This window comes from Salinispora tropica CNB-440 (assembly GCF_000016425.1).
GTDB classification, from domain to species: domain Bacteria; phylum Actinomycetota; class Actinomycetes; order Mycobacteriales; family Micromonosporaceae; genus Micromonospora; species Micromonospora tropica.
Window position 1 is genome coordinate 4873746 of sequence record NC_009380.1, and the last position, 22063, is coordinate 4895808.

Sequence of the window (22063 nt, forward strand, 5' to 3'; positions counted from 1 at the left end):
ACGGCGATGACAGATCCCCTGCCCGACCCTTTCCCGGGCCAGCCGGACTGGGCACCGCTACCACCCCGACCGATCGAGATGCTGCCGGCCTCCGGCCCGGTCGAGCTGCGCGGGCGCCGGGTGCGCGTCGGCCAGCCCGGGCTGGGCTGGCGCGGTGACCTCCGCGCGGACGACCGCGTGGTCCAGGGCAGCCGCACCTACGTGCCGGTCATCGCCGAACACGAGTGGTACCGCGCCGAGGCCGACCAGGTCGAGGTCTTCGCCCCCCTCGTTCCGGTCGACCGGGTCTGGGTGGAGACGGTCGGGCTGCGGCCGGAGCTGGCGCCCCCGGAGTCCAATCGGCTGGTCTCCCTGGACCGGCCCACGCACCGGGCACCGACGCCGGTCTTCGAGGCCGACGCCGTCGCCGGCCGGCGGGTCGTGCACGTGGTGGACTCGGTGGAGCACCGGGACCTACGCGCGGTCACCGAGACCTACTCGAGCGCCGAGGGCGACATCTGCGTCCGGGTCACCCCCGAGGTCGAGTGGTACCGGTGGGCCTGGCGCGGGCAGACCCCGAGCACGCTCGAGGTCCCCGTCCACCTGCTCTGGATCGAATAGGTCAGTCAACCCGCGCGCCGGCGCAGACCCGCCAGTCCTCGCCCAGCCGGGTGGTCAAGCGCCACGGCTGCCGTTCGCTGTAGCTGCCACCGTCGACATATGCGGAGATCACCAGCTCCAGCTCGACGACCGCCTCGTCGCCCTCGCGTCTAATGACGAAATTCCCCCAGCTGACGGAAATAGGTACCGCGAACCGCGATTCTCGCGCGACCAGGTCGTCCCGCAGCGCCCGCAGCTCAACGACAGAAATCCCCTCAGCACAGACGAACAGGTCGGCGAGTGTGTCGTTTCGGTCCACTAGAAACGCGCGGAGGTAGTTGTCCACGACCACCTCGGGTGCGCTGCGGTCGGGGGTGGTGGCCCGGTCGTAGAGGACGTAGCCCCCGACGATCCCGCCCAGCACGAGCGCCGTCAGCACGGCGGCGGTCACGGTGAGGATGGTGCGAAGTCGTTGCCGCCGCGGCTGGACCGGCACCCCAGCTCCTGGCGCTGGCGCCGAGGGTGGGGGCGCCAGCTGCTCGGAGGGAGGCCGCTGCGCCGGTAGGCGGGACACCTGGGAACCGGCGGGGGGCTGCACTGATTCCACCCCCTGAGGCTAACTGCTGCCGGCCGCTGACCCAATGCCCGAATCAGGCGCATCGTGACGACGTCCTCCCTCTCGGTAGCCTCGGCAACAACACCCGCGCAGCACCGCGGTGCCTCCGCCGGAACCAGGCCGTCCTGCGTTACGGTCTTCCCGCGGGGTGGGTCGCCGACCTCGCGAAAAGGGGGTGGACGCGGTGGGTCCGAGGAGACGGGCGAACCGGGCCGCCGCCCTACACCGGCAGGCTGCCGCCACCGCGCTCGCCGCCGCCGACGTCCTCGACGACATCCGTCCCGCTCCCGCCGACCACGCCCGCCAGTACGAGCTCGCCGACCGGCTGCGGGGCGTCGCCGGTCAACTCGCCCCCGGCTGGGCGGGAGCCGCGCTCGAGACCCTGCCGGCGGAGACCGTCGCCGGGGAGGGGCCGCCGCCCTTCGTCCGGGTCGGCACCGCCGCCCCCCTCGACGAGGCGCGCTTCCCCGCGCTGGTCCCGCTGATCGGCTCCGGGAACCTGACGATCGACGCCGACACCGAGGATCCGCGGGTGGCGGGCCTGGTCCGGGCCGTCCTGTTACGACTGCTGGCGGCCACGCCGGCCGGGGCGCTGCTGGTACGCGCGGTCGACGGTACGGGTACCGCGCTGACCCCGTTCACGGTGCTCGCCGACGCCGGCCTCCTGCCGCCCCCGGTGACGGACGTCGCCGGCCTGCGGACGGTGTTGGCGGAGGCGGAACGGTGGGTGGCCCCGGTCGCCGACGGCCGACGTCGGCACGACCGGACCCTGCTCCTGGTCGTCGCCGCGCTGCCCGAGTCCACCGGGCACACCGACCTGACCCGACTGGAGGCGCTCGCCGAGCAGGGCAGAGCGAGCGGCCTGCACCTGCTGGTGGCGGGGTGGCCGGTCGGCCGTGCTCCGCTGCCACGCGCTGCGTCACTGACGATCCGCAGTGCGTACGCGCTGCTGGCTGGCCCTCCCGGCACGACCTTCGGGGGGCCGGAGGCGGATCCTCCGGGCGGGTTGAACTCACCGGTATTCCTCGAGCCGGATCCCCCTGCCGACCTCGTCGACACGGTCTGCCGTCGCCTCGCCGAGCAGGTGGAGGAGGGTTCGCGGCTGGCCTTGGCCGAGCTGCTTCCGGAGCCGAGCGAGCCGGTGTGGACGGCGAGTTCGCGCGACGGAGTGGCGACGACGGTGGGGGACGCCGGAGGACGACCGGTTTCCCTGGGCTTCTCCGAGCTGACGCCACACTGGTTGGTGAGTGGCCGCTCCGAAACCGGCCGATCGACGTTCCTCGCCACCGCCCTGCTCGGCCTGACCGCCCGCTACGGTCCCGATGAGCTCGTCCTCTACCTGGCCGATCTCGGCGCTGGGGAGTCCTTCGCCGAGTTCCTCCAGACCGAACACGACCGCTCCTGGATTCCGCAGGTCCGTGCCGCCGCCATCACCGCCGACCGGGAGTACGTGCTGGATCTGTTCGACCTCCTGGCCACCGAGGTCCGCCGCCGCGAGGAGGCCGGTGCCCGGGCCGGCGGGCAGCGGTACCAGGAGCTGCGGCAGCACCGGGAGCTGCCGCGGATCGTCGCCGTGGTGGACGGCCTACCGCGACTACTCACCGGCCGGGACCGAATCGCCGCCGAGGCCGCGGCCCTGCTCGAGGCCGTGGCGCGCACCGGCCGGTCGTACGGCGTGCATCTGCTCCTGGCCGGGGAGGGGGACCTGGGCATTCGGGCGCGGAGTGACCGGGATCCGCTGCTCGGCCAGTTCCCGGTGCGGGTGGCGCTTCCCGGTGGGGGCGCGGTGTTGGCCTCGACCAACGACTCGGCGGCCGGGCTGCCGGTGGGGAGTGCGGTGGTCAACACCGCGGGCGGCCTCGGGGGGCCGCGCGGCGCCATCCGGGGACACGAGCGAATGGTCCGCTTCCCCGATCCACTTGATCACTCCGAGGTGGTGGACGGCCTGCGGCACCGGCTCTGGGACGCCCGCCCGGAGCGGAGCGCCCCACCAGTTGTCTTCGCCGGTTACGCCCAGCCGCAGCTCCGCAACGATCCCCGGTATCGGTCGGCGGTCGCCGGTGGGGCGACCGGTCCGGTGGCGCTGCTGGGCCGGGCGGTGGATGTGACCCGGTCGACGGTGGCGGTATCGCTCGACCCCGCCCCTGGGCGAAATCTGGCGGTGCTCGGTGCCGGTGTGGCCGCAGCCGGCCTGCTGGTCACCGCGGCCCGCAGCGTCGCCGCCCACCACCAGCCGGGTTCCGCCCATTTCGTGGTGGTGCCTCCCGCGGACGAAGCAGGACCGCTCGCGGAGGAAGTGGGGGCGCTCGCTGCGGCACTCGCCGCCGAGCTGGCCACCCAGCACTCGGTCGAGGTGGTGGATCAGACTGACCTGCCGGCTGCCCTCGACTCAGCCGAGCCGGCCTACCTGGTCGTTTTCGACCTCGACGGGCCAGATCCCGGACGGTTTCCGCCGGACCGGCTCGCCACCCTGCTGCGGGAGGGGCCGCCGGCTGGCCGTCACCTGCTCGGCCGGTGGGGCACCGTACCCTCGTTCGCGTCCCTACTCGAACCCGGAGACGAGTTGGCCAAGCTCGCCACGGTCGCCGTCGTGGATGTGCCGGGGGCACAGCTCGGGGCGCTCTTCGGCCGCCCGGTGGAGTGGCGGCCTCGACCGGACCGGGCGCTGCTCTGGGACGGCCACAGCGAGCAGGGCGTCGTCCTGGTTCCGTTCGCCACGAATCCGGTGCTGACGTGAGCCGGATACCCAGCCAGGATCGGGGGCCGGACCGGCAGCACCCCCCGGCCACCCCGCCGATGCCGATTCACGTACCGCAGCCGGTCCATCCGCCGGCGGCCGCCCACGAGCCGGTCGAGCCGGTCCAGGAGACGGAGCCCGGCCAGGAGACGGGGCCCGGCCAGGAGACGGGGCCCGGCCAGGAGACGGGGCCCGGCCAGGAGACGGGGCCCGGCCAGGAGCCGATCGAGGCGGCGTGGGCCGAATACCTCGCAGCGACCCGACAGCTCGACGCGGTACGCCGAAGTGCGGCCACCGCAGCGGGCGAGCAGGCCCGCGCGGTCGCGGCCGCCCGGGAGGAGCTGGCGACGGTCCGGGCCCGGCTGGCCGGGCAGGAGGCGCGGCTGCGCGAGTCCGGCGTACCGCCGATCTCCCTGGCGCCGACGCCACCGGAGCTCTCGGCCGCGACTCGGTCGATGGTGAGTGGACCGGCGACGGTGCTGGCGACGCTGCGGGGGGCGGCCGGGCAGGTGGACTCGGCGGACGCCTCGCTGGCCGCCCAGGGGCTGGTCAACTCGGCCGGCTGGCCCGTCATCGCCCGGAATCTGCTCCGCTACGCCCCACTGGCCCTGCTGATGCCGCTGGTCCAGCTGATCCTGCTCGCCGTCACCGGCCCCAGCACGGTGAGCGCCGCCGCGCTGGTCGTCGGGCTGGCGACGCCGGCGGCGGCTTTCGCTGCGGGCTGGTGGTGGGTCGGGCGCCTCGCCGGGCCGAACGCGGGTGGCCAGCCGGACCGTACTCCCCGCCTCGGGGCGTTGGTCTGTCTGATCCCGGCCGTTCTGGCCAGTACGGTGCTCCTGCTCGCCCTGCTGGGCTGACCCGGGGCCGCGACGTAGCGGTGCCCCGGGGTAGGGGGATGACCCGCCGGACGAGAGGGGTCAGCGCGAGTTGATCAGGGCCATCGCCTCGGCGCGGGTCCTCGCGTCCTCCTGCAGGCTGCCGCGTACCGCGGAGGTAATCGTGCAGGCACCCGACTTCTGGATACCGCGCATCGCCATGCACATGTGTTCGCACTCCAGGACGACGATCACGCCGCGCGGCTGGAGCTGCGCCATCAGCAGGTCGGCTACCTGCACGGTGAGCCGCTCCTGCACCTGGGGACGACGCGCGAAGACCTCCACCAGCCGGGCCAGCTTGGACAGACCGGTGATCCGACCGTTCGCGCCGGGAATGTACCCGATGTGGGCGCTCCCTCGGAACGGCAGCAGGTGGTGCTCGCAGAGGCTCATCACGTCGATGTCCCGGACCAGCACCAGCTCGTCATGGCCGGCCTCGAAGGTGGTGGTGAGAACCTGCGCCGGGTCGACGCGGAGCCCGGCGAGCAACTCGGCGTAGGCCCGGGCGACCCGGGCCGGGGTCTGCTGGAGCCCGTCGCGGTCTGGGTCTTCGCCGACCGCGATCAGGATCTCGCGGACCGCCTTCTCCAGCCGGGCCAGGTCAACGCTCTCCTCCACCGGACGGCCGGTGAGCCGGCCGCTGACAAGCCGAGCGGCGACGTGGTCCAGGTCGCCGTCGGGCTCGGTAGCGGAGGCGGCCAACCCCTGTGGGAGGTTGGCCGCCTCGTCGTCGCTGTTCAGTGCGGACCGTCCGAGTTGTTCGAGGCGGCACCGCCGATGGACGCGGTGTCGGCCGAGCCCTGCGCCTTGAGCGCCTCGTTCTCGGCCGGCGTGCGAACCGGCGGCTCGGTGGAGGGCTGGCGTTTGCCGAACCCGTTGTATGGGGCCATCGGCGGACGCTTCGCCACCCGGTCGCAGATCCGGGCCATGTCGGCCGTGGAGAGGGTCTCCTTCTCCATCAGCTCGAGCACGATGTTGTCCAGGACATCGCGGTACTCGACCAGGATCTCCCAGGCCTCGTCGTGCGCCAGCTCGATCAGGGCCCGCATCTCGGCGTCGATCTCGGCGGCGACGGCGTCGGAGTAACCCCGCTCATTGCCCATGTTGCGGCCGAGGAACGGCTCGTCACCGCTGCTGCCGTACTTGATCGCACCGAGCTTGGAACTCATCCCGTACTGCGTGATCATCGCGCGGGCCAGCTGGGTGGCCTTCTCGATGTCGTTGCCGGCACCGGTGGTCGGCTCGTGGAACACCAGCTCCTCGGCGGCCCGGCCACCCAGCGCGTAGGCCAGGGTGTCGACCATCTCGGCCCGCGTCTGGGTGTACTTGTCCTCGGTTGGCAGGACCAGGGTGTGCCCCAGTGACCGGCCCCGGGACAGGATGGTGACCTTGTGCACCGGAGCGGCGTGCGGCAACGCCCAGGCGACCAACGCGTGCCCGCCCTCGTGGTACGCCGTGATCTTCTTCTCGTTGTCGCTCATCACCCGGGTACGGCGCTGGGGGCCGGCGATCACCCGGTCGATCGACTCCTCCAGGGCGTCGTCGGTGATCGCCCGCTTGTCCCGGCGGGCGGTGAGCAGTGCGGCCTCGTTGATCACGTTGGCCAGGTCGGCGCCGCTGAAGCCCGGGGTACGCCGCGCCACGGCGTCGAGATCGACGTCGGGGGTGAACGGCTTGCCCTTGGCGTGCACCCGCAGGATCGCCTTGCGGCCCTCCATGTCCGGTGCGTCGACCGGGATCTGCCGGTCGAAGCGGCCCGGCCGCAGCAGCGCCGGGTCGAGGATGTCCGGCCGGTTGGTGGCGGCGATCAGGATGACGCCGCCCTTGGTGTCGAAGCCGTCCATCTCGACGAGGAGCTGGTTGAGGGTCTGCTCACGCTCGTCGTGACCGCCGCCCATGCCGGCGCCCCGGTGGCGGCCGACCGCGTCGATCTCGTCCACGAAGACGATCGCCGGCGCGTTCGTCTTGGCCTGCTCGAAGAGGTCCCGGACCCGGCTGGCGCCGACACCGACGAACATCTCGACGAAGTCCGAGCCGGAGATGGAGTAGAAGGGCACGCCGGCCTCCCCGGCGACCGCGCGGGCCAGCAGGGTCTTACCGGTGCCAGGCGGGCCGAAGAGCAGCACGCCCTTCGGGATCTTGGCGCCGAGCGCCTGGTACTTCGCCGGGTTCTGCAGGAAGTCCTTGATCTCGTGCAGTTCCTCGACGGCCTCCTCGGAGCCCGCCACGTCGGCGAAGGTCGTCTTCGGCGTGTCCTTGGTGATCATCTTGGCCTTGGACTTGCCAAAGTTGAGCACCCGCGAGCCGCCGCCCTGCATCTGCGACATGAAGAACAGCAGCAGGAGCACCAGCAGCACGATGGGGAGCAGGTTGAGCAGCAGGCTCACCCAGATGCTGTCGCGCGAGACCTCCGTGTCGGCCGTACCGGTGATGCGGTTGTTCGCCTCGGCGTCGCGGACCTCGTTCCAGACCTCGGCGCCGACCTCGTACGGGAACTGCGCCTCGATTCGGTCGGTGGACGTGTTGTCCTCCCCGAACTCGGCCGGCTCGGCAAGGTCGAGCTGGAGCGTCTGCTCCTTGTCCGCGTAGACGACCTTCTCGATGCCACCCTTGTTGAGCTGGTCCAGCGCAACGGAGGTTTCCACCCGGTGGTAGTCGGGGCCCCCGGTGAACAGCTGACTGAGCAAAACGGCGCCGAGGATGACCAGGAGGACCCAGACCACCGGTCGGCGGAAGAAACGCGTACGTTCCATACTGTTGTCGAGCGCCGAGACGCTCGCATCCTCCTGATCGACGTCCGGACCGTCTGAATGGTGTCGCCGCCAGCGCGGCGGCTGGGCCGCCGTGCGGGCCGGCCTGACCCCGGGGCACCACATCGCGCCACGGTCACTCGACGGTACACCGTTCGTGCCGGATGCGAGCATGCCAGCCCCAGCACTTACGCGTAGGGCGAACCGGGGTTCCCGCCAGCGTGACGGGAGCTCCGCACCCGGCCACCCAACCGCCCGGTCCCGCGGTTGCGGAGGTCGGGCGTGGAGGTTGCCTCCACGCCACCGGCCTCAACCCTAGTCCGTCCGACTGAGAGTCCGCTGAACGTCGGAGCGAGCGCTCCTACCGGGCGTAGACCTCGGGTCGGAGCACGCCGACGAAGGGCAGCTCCCGGTAGCGCTCGCCGAAGTCGAGCCCGTAGCCGACGACGAACTCGGTCGGGATGTCGAAGCCGACGTACTTGACCGCGACCGGCACCTTCACCGCCTCCGGCTTCCGGAACAGCGCGACCACCTCGACGCTCGCCGCCGAGCGGGACTCCAGGTAGCGCAGGAGCCAGGAGAGGGTCAGCCCGGAGTCGACGATGTCCTCCACCACGACCACGTGCCGGCCGGCGATGTCCCGGTCCAGGTCCTTGAGGATCCGCACCACGCCGGAGGAGGTGGTGCCCTGTCCGTATGAGGAGATCGCCATGAACTCCAGCTCGGCCGGGGGGCCCTGCCGGCCCAACGCCCGGGCGAAGTCGGCCATGAACATCACCGCGCCCTTGAGGACGCAGACGAGCAGCAGCCCGTCCTCGACGTCGGCGTAGTCCGCCGACACCTGCTTGGCCAACTCCGCCGTCTTCTCGCGGATCTGCGCCTCCGAAATGATCACGTGGTCGATATCGGCGTCGTACCAGGAGCCGTCAGCCATGACTCCTAGCCTGCCGTACGCACGATGGTCTCCGTCGGCGGGGCCGCTCCTTTTATGCGACCCCGGCCGGGTTTCTCCGCAAAGACCGGCAAACGGGACCGACCCCCACCTCGCTGACCGGGGAAACCCCTCCGGTCACACCTGTGCGCCCGGGTCGATGGCGGTGAGCCGACCCGCCCGGCGGAGTACCCGTAGCCCGCCCGGCAGGTGCGCCGCCCCCTGCCCGCGCCAGCCGGTGACCAGGGCCTCCAACGCGCCCACATGCCGGTGCGACAGGGCGGCGGGGCGAGCACCCAACTCCCGGGCCCACGCGTGTAACACCCGCCCACGGACAGCCGGCACCAGCGCCGCGAGCCCGCCCACGGACAGCCCGCCGTCGGGGTGCCGCACCCCGTCCAGCGCGGTGCTGGCCTGCTCGTCCAGCGCCGCCGTGTCGACGGCGACCAGCCGGGCGGTACGGGCCAGGTTGTCCACCACGGCCGGCCCGAGCGCCCGCACCAGCGCCGGCAGCACCTCCGCCCGGACCCGAGCGCGGGCGTACGCCGGGTCGGCGTTGTGCGGATCCACCCACGGGTCGAGCCCCAGCGCCGTACACGCCGCCCGGGTCTGCTCCCGGCTCACCTCCAGCAGCGGGCGCAGCAGCAGCGCCGCGCCGAGCCACCGCCGCGCCGGCATCCCGGCCAGGCCACGCGGGCCGGCGCCGCGCGCCAACGCCAGCAGTACCGTCTCCGCCTGGTCGTCGCGGGTGTGTCCGGTGAGCAGCGCCGCCGCCCCGAGCCCACCGGCCACCTCGGTCAACGCCCGGTAGCGGGCCTGCCGAGCGGCGGCCTCCGGGCCACCGGGCCGCCCGGACACGTCGACCCGGACCACCTCGACCGGGGCGAGGCCGGTCGCGCGGGCCCAGTCGGCCACTGCGGCAGCCCGCTGCGCGGAGCCCTCCTGAAGACCATGGTCAACGGTGACCAGACCGGCGGATCGCCCGAGTCGGGGCGCCACGAAGGCGGTCGCGGCGGCGAGCGCAAGCGAGTCGGCACCCCCCGAACAGGCCACCAGTACTGGCCCCGGGTCGGGTAGCTCGATCAGCGCATGCCGGATCGCGCGGCGGATCGCGGCGACCGGCGGGGCAAGTGCGGCCACGGCCGGTCGGTCAGTCGCCGGCCGGGAGCGGACCGGCCGGCCCGTGCACCCGGGCCACCCAGGCGTCCGGGTCGCTGAGCTCGGCAAGCCGGGGCAGGGTCAGCGGTGAGGCGAAGACCCGGTTGAAGCCCTCCATGCCGACCCGCTCGACCACCCCGTGGACGAAGCTCCGCCCCTCGGCGTACTGGCGCAGCTTGACCTCCACCCCGAGTAGCCGACGGAGCGCCTTCTCCAGTGGGTTGCCCGACTCCCGACGGCGGTTGAACGACGCCCGGATCCGCTCCACACTCGGGATCACCTGCGGCCCCACGCCATCCATCACGAACTCGGCGTGCCCCTCGAGCAGAGTCATCAGCGCGGTGAGCCGGTCCAGCACCGCCTTCTGCGCCGGGGTCTGGACGATGTCCAGGACACTGGTGCGACCGGCCGGCTCCCGCACCGCGTCGGCGAGGACGGTGATACCGCGGCGCAGCCGCTCGACCAGGGGCTCGCCGCCGCTGCTGGAGGCGTCGACGAACGCCTGCACCTCACCGAGAAAGTAGGCCCGCAGCCACGGCACCGCCGTGAACTGGGTGCGGTGGGTGACCTCGTGCAGACAGACCCAGAGCCGAAAGTCGCGGGGGTCGGCCGCCAGCTTCCGCTCCACCTCGACGATGTTCGGCGCGATCAACAGCAGCTGGCCCGGTTCGCCGGAGAAGACCTCGTACTGGCCGAGGACCCGGCCGGAGAGGTATGCCAGCACCGTACCGGCCTGCACGCCGGTGATCCGCGAACCGATCGCCTCGGTCAACACACTGGGCTGCTTGTCTCCCGCGAGACGACCGACCAGGGGGCCGATAACCTCGCGCAGACCGGCGACGTTGGTCGCTGCCCAGTCCCGCCGGTCGACCACCTGCACCGGCGGGTGTGACACCTGCGATCGGAGCCCGGTGAAGTCGGCGACGTGCTCGGCCGCCTCGTCGGTCAGCTGTCGCAGGTCGCCGACGACCGCCGTGGCCTCGACATAGGAGACGCGCGGGCCCGTCTTGCCGAGCGTCCCGGCGGTCGCTGCGGCCAGATCCCAGTCCACGAACTGCGCCATGGGCCCACCGTACCCGTGCGGTCGCCCGCCGACCGGGCCACAACCGGCGCGGCCCAACGTCCAATGCCCGGCAGCGTCCTCCCGCGCCGGAGCCCGCCGCCCGAGGGTCAGCGGCAGCCGCAGGCGGCGAGGGCGGCGGTGATCCGGTCCAACGCCACCCGGGCCGCCGTCAGCCCGTCGTCGGGCGCCCGGTCGGTGAGCACCGCGAAGGCGAGCAGCCGGCCGTCGGCGGTGGTCACCAACCCGGCGATCGCGTGCACCCCGGTCAGCGTTCCGGTCTTGGCGCGGACCATCCCGGCACCGGCCTGAGCCGCGACATCGGTGTAGCGCTTGGTGAGGGTGCCCGACCAGGCGGCGACCGGCAGACCGCCGAAGAGCGTCGCCAGCTCCGGACGGCTGCCGTCGGCGGCGAGCCGGACCAGGTCGGTGAGCAGCGACGGGCTGATCCGGTTGGCGCGGGACAGGCCGCTGCCGTCGGCGAGCGTGAGCGCGGCGACCGGCAGCCCCAGCTCCCCCGCGACCGCCCGCATCGACTCCGCCGCGCCGGAGAACGACGCCGGCTGCCCCCGGGCGAGAGCCACCTGCCGGGCCAGGACCTCGGCCACCACGTTGTCGCTGTCGCTGATCATGATGTCGACCAGTCGCACCATCGGCAGCGACTCGACCACACCCAGCTCACTGCCCGGCGCACCCGCCGTCGCATCCGCACCGGCCTCGGGTGCCGTTCCCCGCTCGACCGCGCCCGTCGGTACGCCCAGCAGCTGGGCAAACGCCGCGCCGGCGTGCAGGTCCGGCTCCTTCACCCGTTTGGCGGCATGTCTACCGTCGTCGTGGTCCCGCTTCGCCTGCTCCAGGTCGCTGCGGGCGCCGTCGGTCATCAACGCGGTGATCGCCGCGCCGTATCCCTCGGAGAGGATGTCGTCGTCCCAGCCGGGTTCGTGAACCGGCCCGGAGTACAGCGACGAGTCGACCACGACCCGCGTCGGGGCGACGCCGCCGAGCGCGGTCTTCACCTGCGCGGCCAGCTCATCGAGACGCGCGGCACCCGGGTAGAAGCCGGTACCGTCCACAGCGAGGGTCGGGTCACCCCCGCCGATGAGCACGACCTCGCCGGGGGCCGCCCCGGCGACGGCCCGGGTGGGGATCCGGTGCCCCGGGTCGCGCGCGGCGAGCACGGTCGCGGCGGTGACCAGTTTGGTCACGGAGGCGGGTACGGTGCCGTCGGCAGCGCCCTGGTCATACAGGATCGCCCCGCTGGCGACGTCGGTGACCGAGACGTTGACCCGGTCACCCAAAGCGGCGGAGTTGACCAGCGGGTCGAGCGCGGCGCGCACCCCGGCGGCGGCGGGTTCGGGCGCGTTCACGTCGGCCACGGCCAGCACCGCCGGCGGCGGCTCCACGGCGGACTGCCCGTCGGCCCCGCCGTCATGCCACTGGGCCACCGGGCCCGATCGCGCCACGGTGACCCCGACAGCGGCCAGCGCGAGGAGCCCCACCGAGGCCAGCACAGCCGGTAGCAACCAGCGCCGGGACCGACCGGGCGAGGTCGCGCCGGACGGTACGGGGGCGCGGCTGTCGCCGTGGCCCGCGGGTTCGCCCGGCTCACCGGCCGAGTTCCGAGCAGGCTCATCAGGTTCACCATGCGAGGCCGGAGTGGGTTCGTCGGAATCTCCGGGGGCGGGGAAGCAGGCGGCCTCGCCATCCGCCGGCGTCAACTCGGCCGGGCTGGGTCGGTCCGGCGACGTACCCTGTTCCGGCCCGGCGGCGGGCTGGTGGTCGGGGTGGGCCTCGGGCACCGGTACCCGCCCGACCGCACTGCCACGAGCAGATCTACCGGTCTCCCGTCCAGTGCTCTGCTCCGGACGGTAGTGTGAATCTTCCCTCCCCACGGCCCCCTCCTCGCCCCGCGGAACCTGCCTGGGTGACACTACTTCGGTCCGAAGACTATGCGGCCACCGGACCGTCGGGCGGGGTTTCCGCCTGTCCGGCGAGGGTGCCGCCGGTCAATGCCAGCGTGGGCAGACGAGGAGCGTGCAGATGGATTTCGACGTCACGGTTGAGATCCCGAAGGGTCACCGCAACAAGTACGAGGTTGACCACGTGACCGGTCGGATCCGGCTGGACCGCACCCTCTTCACCTCCACGCAGTACCCGGCCGACTACGGCTTCATCGAGGGCACCCTGGGCGAGGACGGCGACCCGCTGGACGCCCTGGTACTGGTCCCGGAGCCGACCTTCCCGGGCTGCCTGATCCGGTGCCGCACCATCGGCATGTTCCGGATGACCGACGAAAAGGGTGGCGACGACAAGGTCCTCTGCGTCCCGTACGAGGACCCGCGTCAGGAGCACCTCCGCGACATCCACCACCTCGGCGAGTTCGACCGCCTGGAGATCCAGCACTTCTTCGAGGTGTACAAGGACCTCGAGCCCGGCAAGTCCGTCGAGGGCGCCACCTGGGTGGGCCGCCAGGAGGCGGAGGCGGAGATCGTGGCGTCGATCCGGCGTGGCCGGGAGGCCGAGGAGCACGGCGACTCCTCGCACTGACCCCAGACACCCGGCGGGCCCGGGGGCTGCTCGTTGAGCGCCCCCGGGCCCGTTCGTAGATTCGGCCCGCCCATGTGCCGCCGCCCTGGCCGATGTTGCCGGAATGCGCCAGCGGGGCCGCGGGAACCGGTAATCTCCGAACGTTATGGCTAGGTTGGTCGAACGCGAATGGTCGAGGATGTGACCGGGGCACGGCGTGACAGCAGGTCCGCCACCCGCCGGGGTGCCGGGCGGGTGTGGCTCTCGCTGGCGTCGGTCGCCGTCGCCGTGCCGGTCGCCGTCGTCCCGCACGCCGAGCAGGTCAGCACCGCCCTGCCCGGCCACACTGGGCAGATCGGCGCCGCGGGCCCCGGCAACTCGGCCGGCAGGACTCTGGATCTGACCGAGCGCTCCGCCGACCAGGTGCGCGACGATCAGTGGCAGCTCGACATGTTGCGCGCCAGTACGGCATGGCGCACCTCGACCGGGGCCGGGGTGGTGGTGGCGGTCATCGACTCCGGTGTGGACGACACGCATCCAGACCTGGCTGGACGGGTGCTGCCCGGACTCGACCTGGTCGAGTCGTCGCCCACCGCTGATCCGGATCCGGTGGGTCACGGTACGACCGTGGCCGGGTTGATCGCGGGCCGCCACGATGACAGCAGTGGGGCTGTGGGCCTCGCGCCCGACGCCCGGATCCTGCCGGTACGGGTCCTGGACGCGGAGAACCGTTACGACGACGCGTTGATCGTGGCCAACGGCGTACGGTGGGCCGTCGACAACGGTGCCCGGGTGATCAATCTGTCGCTCGGTGGGGGCAGTGCCAGCCCGGCGCTGGCCGCCGCGTTGGACTACGCATTCGCCCGGGATGTGGTTGTCGTCGCCTGCACCGGCAACGAGAGCGCCCCGAGCTCCAGCACGGTCTGGTACCCGGCCCGGGAGCCGGGGGTGATCGCGGTCTCCGGGCTGGACCGGGACAGTGAGAAGCTCTGGTCCGGCGCGATCACCGGCCGGGAGACGGTGCTCACCGCGCCCGCAACCGGTCTCGTGGGCGCACGGCCACCGGACGGGTACTGGCAGGTTCAGGGCACCAGCTTCGCCACGCCACTGGTCTCGGCCACCGCCGCGCTGATCCGCGCCCGGTTTCCGGAGATGCCCGCCGGCGACGTGATCAATCGGATGCTGCACACCGCTCGGGACATCGGTCCCGCCGGGCAAGACGACAGCTTCGGGTACGGGCTGGTCGACCCGGTCGCGGCGCTGACCACCGAGGTGGCGCCGGTCGGGCTCAACCCGCTGGACGACCAGTCCTCACCGGGGATTGTCGGCTTCGGTCCGGCACCGATCACGGCCAGCGCGGACACCGACCGTACCGGGATCGACTTCGCCCCGTCCGCCCCGTCCGCGCGGTCCGGGTCATGGGAACCGTGGGACCCGTGGTCGGCTGGAGCCGGTGGTTCCTCCACATCGGATCAATGGTGGACCGGGCTGGCGTTTCCCGTCGCGCTGGTCGCCGGTGGCGACCGGAGGGTGGGCCGGTTCCGCCGGTAGGGACGCTGACCCCGCGAAAATCTGCCCGCGGCGGCGTGCCCGGCGGCGACCCGGATACCCGGATACCCGACGCCGGCCCCGAGTGCCCGGTGGCGATCCGGGTAGACGGAGGTCATGTGTGCGCCTGGCCCCGGTACCACCGCCCGGCCATCATGGCGCTACCGCCGCCTGCACCCCGACGACGCGCTGGGGCTACGGCTGACCCTCACCGTTGTCTCCACGTTCCTGGTGTTGGTGCCGTTCCTCCTCGCGCTGCTGGTGTTGGCGTCCTGGTCGCCGCTGCGGCGGCTGGACCGGGCGGTGACCGAGGCGCTCGTCGGCTACGGCCTGCGGCATCCGGGGTGGGCCGAGGCGCTGAACGTGTGGACCGAGGTCTTCGGACCGATGCCGCTGCGGTTGGGCGCGCTGGTGGTGGTCGGCTGGCTGGCCCGACGCCGGGCCCGGCAGTTGGCGCTCTGGGTCGCCGTCACCATGGCTGTCGGCGGGCTGCTGGGCCCGCTGGTCAAGTTGCTCGTCGGGCGTCCCCGGCCGGAGCTTCCGGAGCCCCTGGCGCAGGCGGTCGGGCTCGCGTTTCCGTCCGGGCACGCGCTGAACGCAGCGCTCGCTGCCGGCGTACTGCTGGTGGTCTTCCGACCCCGGCCGGGCCGCTCCGCGAAGCGGTACGCGGTCTGGGCCGCCGCGTTCCTCCTCACCGTGGTGACCGGGTTCAGCCGAGTGGCACTGGGGGTGCACTGGAGCAGCGACGTGGTTGCCGGGTGGTTGCTGGGGGCTGCCGTGGTGGCCGCGACCGCCGCGGTCTTCACGGTCTGGCGGGCCGCCCCAGCGCGCCCTCGTCGACCGCCGCGCCGCAACAACGCCACGGCACGGTGAGGCGCTGGCGCCTTCGGCCCGGCGACGCCGCTCGGTTGGGAGCTGAGGGCCCTCGGCCCGGCGGCGCCACGGGTGTGCCGGCGTTCCGGTGGCGCTCAGGTGCACTCGCCGGTGCTGACCCCGCGCACGCGTTCGGCGCCGGCCAGGGCGACCGAGCGGGCCTCGGCCGCGGTGACCGCGAAACCGGTGTTCGGGTCGTCGGCCGCCGCCGCGAAGATCACCCCGAGCACCAGGCCATTCGTGGAGACCAACGGGCCGCCGGAGTTTCCGCTCTGCACCAGAGCCCGGATGGTGTAGACCTCCCGGCTCACGTTCCCGCTGGAGTAGATGTCCGGGCCGGTGATCTGGTCGACCTCTCGGACCCGGGCCGACTGGGCGTTGTACGGGCCGTCGAGCGGGAAGCCGAGCACGATCGCGTCCGCACCGCTGCGCTCGTTGCCGGCGGCGAACCGCATCGACGGGCCGGGCAGGCCCGGGACGTGCAGGACTGCCAGATCCCGGTCCGGGTCATACACCACCACCCGAGCCTCGTACCGTTCGCCGTTGAGCTCGACGACGGTGGAGCGGGTCCCGGCCACCACGTGCGCGTTGGTCATCACCCGGTCGTCGGCGTAGACGAAGCCGGAGCCCTCCAGACGGCGGGAGCAGCTTGGGGCGGAGCCGAGCACCTTGACCACGGAGCTCTTGCTGTTGGCCACCACCTGCGATCCGGCGAGGGCCGGGTCGGGCGGGGCGACCTGCCGGGCGCGGGTGGGCGCCAGGTCACCGAAGACGTCCGGGAAGCCGTTGGTGTCGACGGTCTCCCGCAGCGCGGCGGAGAGCTCCTGCGCCTGGTCGGGCAAGACCCGGTCCACCACGGTGAGCAGGGCGCTGTTGCGAACCGCGGACGCCAGCCAGGGCAACGATGACGAACCCAGCGGGACCGCGACCAGCCAGGCGACCAGGAGCACGGCGAACAGCGAGACAAAGGCGCCGCCGATGTCGTCCAGCTGCCGCCCAAGGTCACTGCTGATCGTGCGTCGCAGGTGCGTACCGAGCCAGCCGGCGAGTGCCTGCCCCACCACCGCCAGCCCGAAGATCGCCACCAGGGAGACCAGCACCCGGGTGCCGGTGGCGAGGAACTGCTGCGCGAGCAGGGGGCCGATCTGTAGGCCGGCCAGCGCCCCGAGGAAGAACCCCGAGAACGACAGCACGCCGGTGACGAAGCCCTGGCGGTATCCGCTGATCGCGAACACGAGCATGAGCAGGAGCAGTACGAAATCCACGGCGGACACGGGTCCAGCCTACGGGCCCATGACTCACGGGGATGACTGCTGCCGCTACGCAAGGTCACTGGAGTCAGCGCAGAGCGCTCTCGTCTACCTCATCGGTCCCGGCCGAGGGTGCCGGGTTGGCGCCCACCGGCGGAAGATCCAGCACCCGCTCCGGGCGCCACGGGCGGGCCCAGCCCCCCATGTCCAGCAAGGCGGAGAGCACCCCCGCGGTGAATCCCCACACCAGCATGCCGCGGGCGGAGAAGGCCGGGCCGATCCAGCCACTCGGGTGGCGTACGCGCAGCCGATTCTCCGGGTCAACCAGTTCGGCGATCGGCATCCGGGCCACATGCGCCACCTCGGCCGGCTCCCGGGGGTGCACCGGGTGGGGAGCATGCCACCAGCCGAGCACCGGGGTCACCACGAAGTCGCTGACCGGAATCCACAGCTTGGGCAGTTCGGCGAGGACGGTGACGGTTCTCGGGTCGAGGTCAACCTCCTCGTTCGCCTCGCGGAGCGCCGTCGCGGAGGCGTCCGCGTCCTCCGGGTCGGCGGCACCACCGGGAAAGGCCGGCTGCCCCGCATGATTGCGCAGGGTGGCGGCTCGCTGGAGGATCAGCACGTCGGGGCCGGCACCGGGGGCCTCACCGAGCAGCACCAGCACGGCGCTCTCCCGCCCACCGCTCTCCGGGGTGGCCAGCCGGGTGAAGTCCTCCGTCCGGGCACTGCCCAACCGGGTCAGCAGCGAGTCAAACCAGGACGGCGGCTGCCGACTCACCAGCCCACCGCCGCATCCCGGTGGTGAGCGAGGCGTGGGCGGCTCATTCCGGCACCGCCACGCTCAGGTGCACCCCGACCAGCTCGGCAAGGCGGGCGTCGTCGAGCGCCCCGGAGACGTCGACGTGCTGGATCTGGCTGTTCGCGTCGACGAGGACGGTCATCGGAATGGCCTTGCGTTCCAACGCCCGTTGCAGCGCCTCGCCCTGGTCGATCAGGATGGGGAAACGCACCCCGAAGTCCTCGCCGATCGACTGGGCACCGCTGCGGGTGTCCCGCATGTTCACCCCGACGACCGTCAGCTGCCCCTCAGCCCGCTCACTGAGCCGCTGGAACGCGGGCAGCTCGGCCCGGCAGGGGGCGCACCACGAGGCCCAAAGGTTGATCACGGCTGGGCCCCTCAGCTGGTGCAGATCGACCGAAGCGCCACCGGTGAAGCAGGTCAACGTCAGCTCCGGCAGGGGCGTGCCGCCGGGAGCCGGGGTGGCGGATGGGGCACTGGGCCGGTCAGCGGTCAGGCCGGAGCAGTCCGCGAACGGGGACGGCCGGCTCTGCGCCGCCTCATCCCGGGTGACGGGGGTGTTCTCCGGACCCGTGCCGGTGCAGCCGGCCACCGCCAGCAAGGCCGGGACGAGCAGGGCGACGAGCCGCGTCCTCACCGTGCCTCCACCGACCCGTCCTGGTCCGGGACCAGCTCCGGATCAACTCCGGCGGCCGCCGCGAGGTCCCGGGCCCGGGGACCCTTGAGCAGCCGCGCGGCCACCGCCGGCTCGGTCGGCCCGGTCCCGTACGACGGGCAGAGCTTCGCGAGAGTGCAGGCGCCACACGCCGGCTTTCGGGCCTGGCAGACCCGCCGCCCGTGGAAGATGATCCGGTGCGACAGCATCGTCCAGTCGCGCTTCGGATAGAGCGCCCCGATCGCATGCTCGATCTTGACCGGGTCGGTCTCGGTTGTCAGCCCCCACCGCCGTACGAGCCGGTTGAAGTGCGTGTCGACGGTGATTCCCGGCACGCCAAACGCGTTGCCGAGGATGACGTTCGCCGTCTTACGGCCGATTCCGGGCAGGGACACCAGGTCGGTCAGCTTCCCGGGCACCTGGCCGTCGTGTCGTTCGACCAGCCCCTGGCCCAGCCGGATCAGGGAGTCCGCCTTGTTGCGGTAGAAGCCGGTGGACCGGATCAGCTCCTCCAGCTCGGCCCGGTCCGCGCCGGCGTAGTCGGCCGCCTGCGGGTAACGGGCGAACACCTTCGGGGTGACCTCGTTGACCCGTTTGTCCGTGCACTGGGCGGAGAGGATCGTCGCGGCGGCCAGCTCCAACGGGTTGGAGTGGTCGAGCTCGCAGTGCGCGTCCGGGTGGGTGTCGGCCAGCACCCGGCCGATCCGTCGGGCGCGGCGCGTCCGACCGAGGTCGGTCTCCCTGAGGCTGATGGTCACGCCGGCCAGCCTACGTCGCCGGCCGCCGGTCCCCGCTTCGTGCCCGCGCAATGGGGCCGACCATCAACCCGGCTGGGGCGGGCTGATCTTACCCAGGTCGTCGAAGATCGCACCGGTCTCCGGGAAGTCCGCACCGCTGAGCTCCCGCACCAGCCCCAGGCCCCGGTCGTCCGGGTCCAAGGTCGGCAGACCCGACCCGTTCAGGTACGTCGAGGCGAACGACCCGCCGACCCAGGTGCCGTCCGGCTGCAGCGAAACCTTGAGCACGCCGCCCCAGCCGAGCCGGCCGCTGCGGCTGAGCGTGTTCCCGCCGCCAGCGAAGTTACCGAGGCTGTACGCGATCAGCCGGCCCTGGTAGAACTCCATGCCGCGCAGGACGTGCGGGCCGTGCCCGACGATCAGATCCGCACCCGCATCGATCATGGCCTTGGCGAACCGGACCGGATCGCCCCGGTTCTCCCCCAGGTACAGCTCGGTGCCCGGTTTGACCCGGGTCTTGTCGGCCCCTTCCGCGCCCATGTGCACCTGAACCACCACCAGATCCGCCATCTCAGCGGCCTTGGTGACGACCTGCTTTGCCGCCGGGATGTCGGTCAGCGGGTTCGACCACGCGTACGACGAGAAGCCCGCCACCGCCACCTGGACACCGCGTACGTCAACGACGGTGATCTGATCCGGCGCTCCGGTGTGCGCCAGTTCGTACTGTTCAAGCGCCTGCCGGGTGTTCTGGAGGCCCTTCGCGCCGAAGTCGTTCCCGTGATTGTTGGCCAGGTTGAGCAGGTCAAACCCACCGTCGCGCAGGTGCGCCGCGTACTCCGGCGGGGCCCGGAACTGGTAGCAGTTGGTGGAGTTCTCGCCGCACTTGCCGGTCCCGGTATCGACGGTGAGCGGCTCCTCCAGGTTGCCCATCGCCAGGTCGGCGGCGAGCTCCGGGCGCACCTCGTCGAAGAAGCCCTCGCCGTCCTTGGGGGGCAGCCGGTTCGGGGCGTTGCCCAGGATGATGTCGCCGGTGGCGGTGAGGGAGACCGCCGCCGCCTCGGTGGGGGAGGGGGCGGGTGCGCTACTGCTGGCGCCGGGCTGCCAGGCCCCGCCGGAATCGGTCGTACCGGAGCCGGTCGCACCGCAACCGGCAACGACCAGCACGGCGAGCAGCGCGCCGGCCGCCAGGAGCCGACGCGCATGGCTGGCGAACGTCAATGTGTTGGAGTGGGCACGCATCGCCCGCGACCCTACCGGGCCCGCACCGCGCAGACGAGGACCAGTGGGTGGGTCGCTCAACCGCCCGGCCGCTGCGACCCCGGCGGCACCGGGCGGGCGCCACCGGCCAGGACCGCACGGTGCACCGCCCGGGCCAGCGGTGCGCCCCAGGTGGAGCGGGGGCCACCGTAGGGCGCCTCGGGCCCCTCGGTCGGGCAGCAGACGACGACCGCGTCGGTGGGGGTGCCGGTGCCGGGCATGCCCAGTTCGGCGATGGCCTGGGCCTTCGCCTCGGTGGCGGTCGCCACGGCGTTGATCAGGGCGGCGGGGCCAAGCCGGGCCGGCACGTACACCACGGTGTTGACGGTGCCGACCGGGTGGCCGCCGCCGGTGGACGCGGTCTCGGCCGGGATGCGCTCTGGTGGGGCCGCGGCCCAGATCGGAACGCCGAGCCCGACGGTTGCCCAGACCCGTACTCCGGTGTCGGTGCGGTCCACCACCTTCGCGACGTTCACTCCGGTCAACAGGCCCATTCCGGGGCCGTCGAGACCGAACCGCTCGGCCAGTTCGGCCAGGTGCTCGACGGGGTCGTCCCGGTCGTACGACATCGGGACGGTCGCGTTGACCACCCAGCCCCGTACGCCCAACCCGCCGCCGAACGGCGCTGAGCTCGCGCTGAGTAACGGCCGTTCGGCCTGCCAGACCAGCGCCGGGAGGTTCCGCCCGTCCTCGCGACGGGTGCACAGTGACGGCTCGTTCAGCACGGGGCGACCCTACGGCCCGATCCTGCGCCCAGCACAACTCACCGGGTGCGGCGCGGTATCGTAACGTTGACGACGGCGGGCAGGTTACGCCCAACGACCACGTTTCCCGGGGTGCACCTCGGAATATCTGCGCACGTGCGCCTAGACTGACCGAGCGCGAGGGAGAAGCGGACGGCGGACCCGCCGACGGACGGCACGCGCAGGCGGAGGTGCGCGATGGACGAGGTACTGGCCCGGAGTGGGATCTTCCAGGGGGTCGACCCGGAGGCTGCCGAGGCGTTGGCCAAGGAGATGGAGACGATCGAGGTCCGCAAGGGCGAGGTTGTTTTCAACGAGGGCGAGCCCGGTGACAGCCTGTACATCCTCCTCTCCGGCAAGATCAAGGTCGGGCGCCGGGCGGCCGACGGGCGACAGAACCTGATCGCGGTCATGGGCCCTTCGGACATGGTCGGCGAGCTGTCGCTCTTCGATCCGGGGCCACGGACGGCAACCGCGACGGCGGTGACCGACACCCGTCTGGTGCGGCTCCGTAAGCAGGCGCTGCGCCCCTGGCTGAACAACCGGCCGGAGATCGCTGAGCAGTTGCTGCGGGTGCTCGCCCGCCGGCTGCGCCGCACCAACGACTCACTGGCCGACCTGATCTTCACTGACGTGCCCGGTCGGGTCGCGAAGAACCTGCTCCAGTTGGCGGGCCGGTTCGGCACCCGGGACGGTGGGGTGCTGCGGGTGACCCACGACCTGACCCAGGAGGAGATCGCCCAGCTCGTCGGCGCCTCCCGCGAGACGGTCAACAAGGCCCTCGCCGACTTCGCCTCGCGGGGCTGGCTGCGCCTGGACGGCAAGAGCATCATCATCCTCGACCCGGAGCGCCTGGCTCGCCGCGCGCGCGTCTGATCACCCCGCCCCCGTCGATCCCGAACCCACGGGGGACGGTGCTACCGCTCTCCAACGGCGGCCGGTTCGCCGGCCGCCGTTTTTCCTGAC

20 protein-coding genes are annotated in these 22063 nt (G+C 72.4%); 7 read left to right on the top strand and 13 right to left on the bottom strand.

Features of this window, described 5'->3' with window-relative positions; translation table 11 throughout:
• The first annotated feature begins 6 nt into the window (after positions 1 to 6).
• Entirely contained in the window at positions 7 to 600 is a 594-nt protein-coding gene (locus tag STROP_RS21705) for a hypothetical protein (protein ID WP_012015495.1), read from the top strand.
• Between the two features lies 1 nt (position 601).
• On the opposite strand, the gene STROP_RS21710 is transcribed toward STROP_RS21705, so the two are convergent.
• A complete protein-coding gene (locus tag STROP_RS21710; RefSeq protein ID WP_012015496.1) occupies positions 602 to 1177 on the bottom strand; it encodes a hypothetical protein in 576 nt (191 codons plus the stop codon).
• Positions 1178 to 1370: 193 nt separating this feature from the next.
• Between STROP_RS21710 and STROP_RS21715 the strand changes: the two genes are divergently transcribed.
• Both STROP_RS21715 and STROP_RS21720 read left to right on the top strand, forming a co-directional pair.
• Entirely contained in the window at positions 1371 to 3932 is a 2562-nt protein-coding gene (locus STROP_RS21715) for an FtsK/SpoIIIE domain-containing protein (protein WP_043535529.1), read from the top strand.
• Positions 3929 to 4789: a hypothetical protein gene (locus STROP_RS21720; RefSeq protein ID WP_043535530.1), complete on the top strand. Its 861-nt coding sequence runs from the start codon at positions 3929 to 3931 to the stop codon at positions 4787 to 4789. The genes STROP_RS21715 and STROP_RS21720 overlap by 4 nt, the downstream gene beginning before the upstream one ends.
• A gap of 60 nt (positions 4790 to 4849) precedes the next feature.
• Here the strand turns inward: STROP_RS21720 and folE are convergent, their stop codons facing one another.
• From folE to dacB, 6 genes are all read right to left on the bottom strand, one after another.
• Positions 4850 to 5509: a GTP cyclohydrolase I FolE gene (folE, locus tag STROP_RS21725; protein WP_012015499.1), complete on the bottom strand. Its 660-nt coding sequence runs from the start codon at positions 5507 to 5509 to the stop codon at positions 4850 to 4852.
• 35 nt (positions 5510 to 5544) lie between these two features.
• Positions 5545 to 7560, bottom strand: a complete 2016-nt coding sequence (ftsH, locus tag STROP_RS21730) for an ATP-dependent zinc metalloprotease FtsH (protein ID WP_012015500.1) — start codon at positions 7558 to 7560, stop codon at positions 5545 to 5547.
• Positions 7561 to 7918: 358 nt separating this feature from the next.
• Positions 7919 to 8491, bottom strand: a complete 573-nt coding sequence (hpt, locus tag STROP_RS21735) for a hypoxanthine phosphoribosyltransferase (protein WP_012015501.1) — start codon at positions 8489 to 8491, stop codon at positions 7919 to 7921.
• Between the two features lie 135 nt (positions 8492 to 8626).
• Positions 8627 to 9628 (bottom strand): tRNA lysidine(34) synthetase TilS, encoded by a 1002-nt coding sequence (gene tilS / locus STROP_RS21740; RefSeq protein ID WP_012015502.1) that lies wholly within the window; start codon positions 9626 to 9628, stop codon positions 8627 to 8629.
• A 10-nt stretch (positions 9629 to 9638) separates the two neighbouring features.
• The gene (locus STROP_RS21745; protein WP_012015503.1) at positions 9639 to 10709 is read right to left on the bottom strand and encodes a zinc-dependent metalloprotease; all 1071 of its coding nucleotides are present in this window, start codon (positions 10707 to 10709) and stop codon (positions 9639 to 9641) included.
• 107 nt (positions 10710 to 10816) lie between these two features.
• Positions 10817 to 12505: a D-alanyl-D-alanine carboxypeptidase/D-alanyl-D-alanine endopeptidase gene (dacB, locus tag STROP_RS21750; protein WP_420794849.1), complete on the bottom strand. Its 1689-nt coding sequence runs from the start codon at positions 12503 to 12505 to the stop codon at positions 10817 to 10819.
• 241 nt (positions 12506 to 12746) lie between these two features.
• Here dacB and STROP_RS21755 point away from each other — a divergent pair, with 241 nt between their 5' ends.
• The 3 genes from STROP_RS21755 to STROP_RS21765 all read left to right on the top strand — a co-directional run bounded on the left by STROP_RS21755 (position 12747) and on the right by STROP_RS21765 (position 15653).
• Positions 12747 to 13253 carry an inorganic diphosphatase gene (locus STROP_RS21755; RefSeq protein ID WP_012015505.1) on the top strand — a complete coding sequence of 169 codons (507 nt, stop codon included), beginning with the start codon at positions 12747 to 12749 and terminating at the stop codon, positions 13251 to 13253.
• Between the two features lie 168 nt (positions 13254 to 13421).
• Positions 13422 to 14783: a type VII secretion-associated serine protease mycosin gene (gene mycP, locus STROP_RS21760; RefSeq protein ID WP_018832182.1), complete on the top strand. Its 1362-nt coding sequence runs from the start codon at positions 13422 to 13424 to the stop codon at positions 14781 to 14783.
• A 114-nt stretch (positions 14784 to 14897) separates the two neighbouring features.
• The gene (locus STROP_RS21765; RefSeq protein WP_012015507.1) at positions 14898 to 15653 is read left to right on the top strand and encodes a phosphatase PAP2 family protein; all 756 of its coding nucleotides are present in this window, start codon (positions 14898 to 14900) and stop codon (positions 15651 to 15653) included.
• Positions 15654 to 15748: 95 nt separating this feature from the next.
• Here the strand turns inward: STROP_RS21765 and STROP_RS21770 are convergent, their stop codons facing one another.
• The 6 genes from STROP_RS21770 to STROP_RS21795 form a co-directional block, all read right to left on the bottom strand.
• A complete protein-coding gene (locus STROP_RS21770; protein ID WP_012015508.1) occupies positions 15749 to 16927 on the bottom strand; it encodes a MarP family serine protease in 1179 nt (392 codons plus the stop codon).
• A 64-nt stretch (positions 16928 to 16991) separates the two neighbouring features.
• Positions 16992 to 17687 (bottom strand): NUDIX hydrolase, encoded by a 696-nt coding sequence (locus STROP_RS21775; protein ID WP_028680480.1) that lies wholly within the window; start codon positions 17685 to 17687, stop codon positions 16992 to 16994.
• 40 nt (positions 17688 to 17727) lie between these two features.
• The gene (locus tag STROP_RS21780; RefSeq protein ID WP_012015510.1) at positions 17728 to 18342 is read right to left on the bottom strand and encodes a TlpA family protein disulfide reductase; all 615 of its coding nucleotides are present in this window, start codon (positions 18340 to 18342) and stop codon (positions 17728 to 17730) included.
• Positions 18339 to 19118 carry an endonuclease III gene (nth, locus tag STROP_RS21785; RefSeq protein ID WP_026275302.1) on the bottom strand — a complete coding sequence of 260 codons (780 nt, stop codon included), beginning with the start codon at positions 19116 to 19118 and terminating at the stop codon, positions 18339 to 18341. The genes STROP_RS21780 and nth overlap by 4 nt, the downstream gene beginning before the upstream one ends.
• 63 nt (positions 19119 to 19181) lie before the next feature.
• A complete protein-coding gene (locus tag STROP_RS21790) occupies positions 19182 to 20336 on the bottom strand; it encodes a CapA family protein (protein WP_012015512.1) in 1155 nt (384 codons plus the stop codon).
• A gap of 56 nt (positions 20337 to 20392) precedes the next feature.
• The gene (locus STROP_RS21795; RefSeq protein WP_012015513.1) at positions 20393 to 21079 is read right to left on the bottom strand and encodes an adenosylcobinamide amidohydrolase; all 687 of its coding nucleotides are present in this window, start codon (positions 21077 to 21079) and stop codon (positions 20393 to 20395) included.
• A 216-nt stretch (positions 21080 to 21295) separates the two neighbouring features.
• On the opposite strand from STROP_RS21795, the gene STROP_RS21800 reads away from it, so the two are divergent.
• Positions 21296 to 21973, top strand: a complete 678-nt coding sequence (locus tag STROP_RS21800; protein WP_012015514.1) for a Crp/Fnr family transcriptional regulator — start codon at positions 21296 to 21298, stop codon at positions 21971 to 21973.
• Positions 21974 to 22063 lie beyond the last annotated feature (90 nt).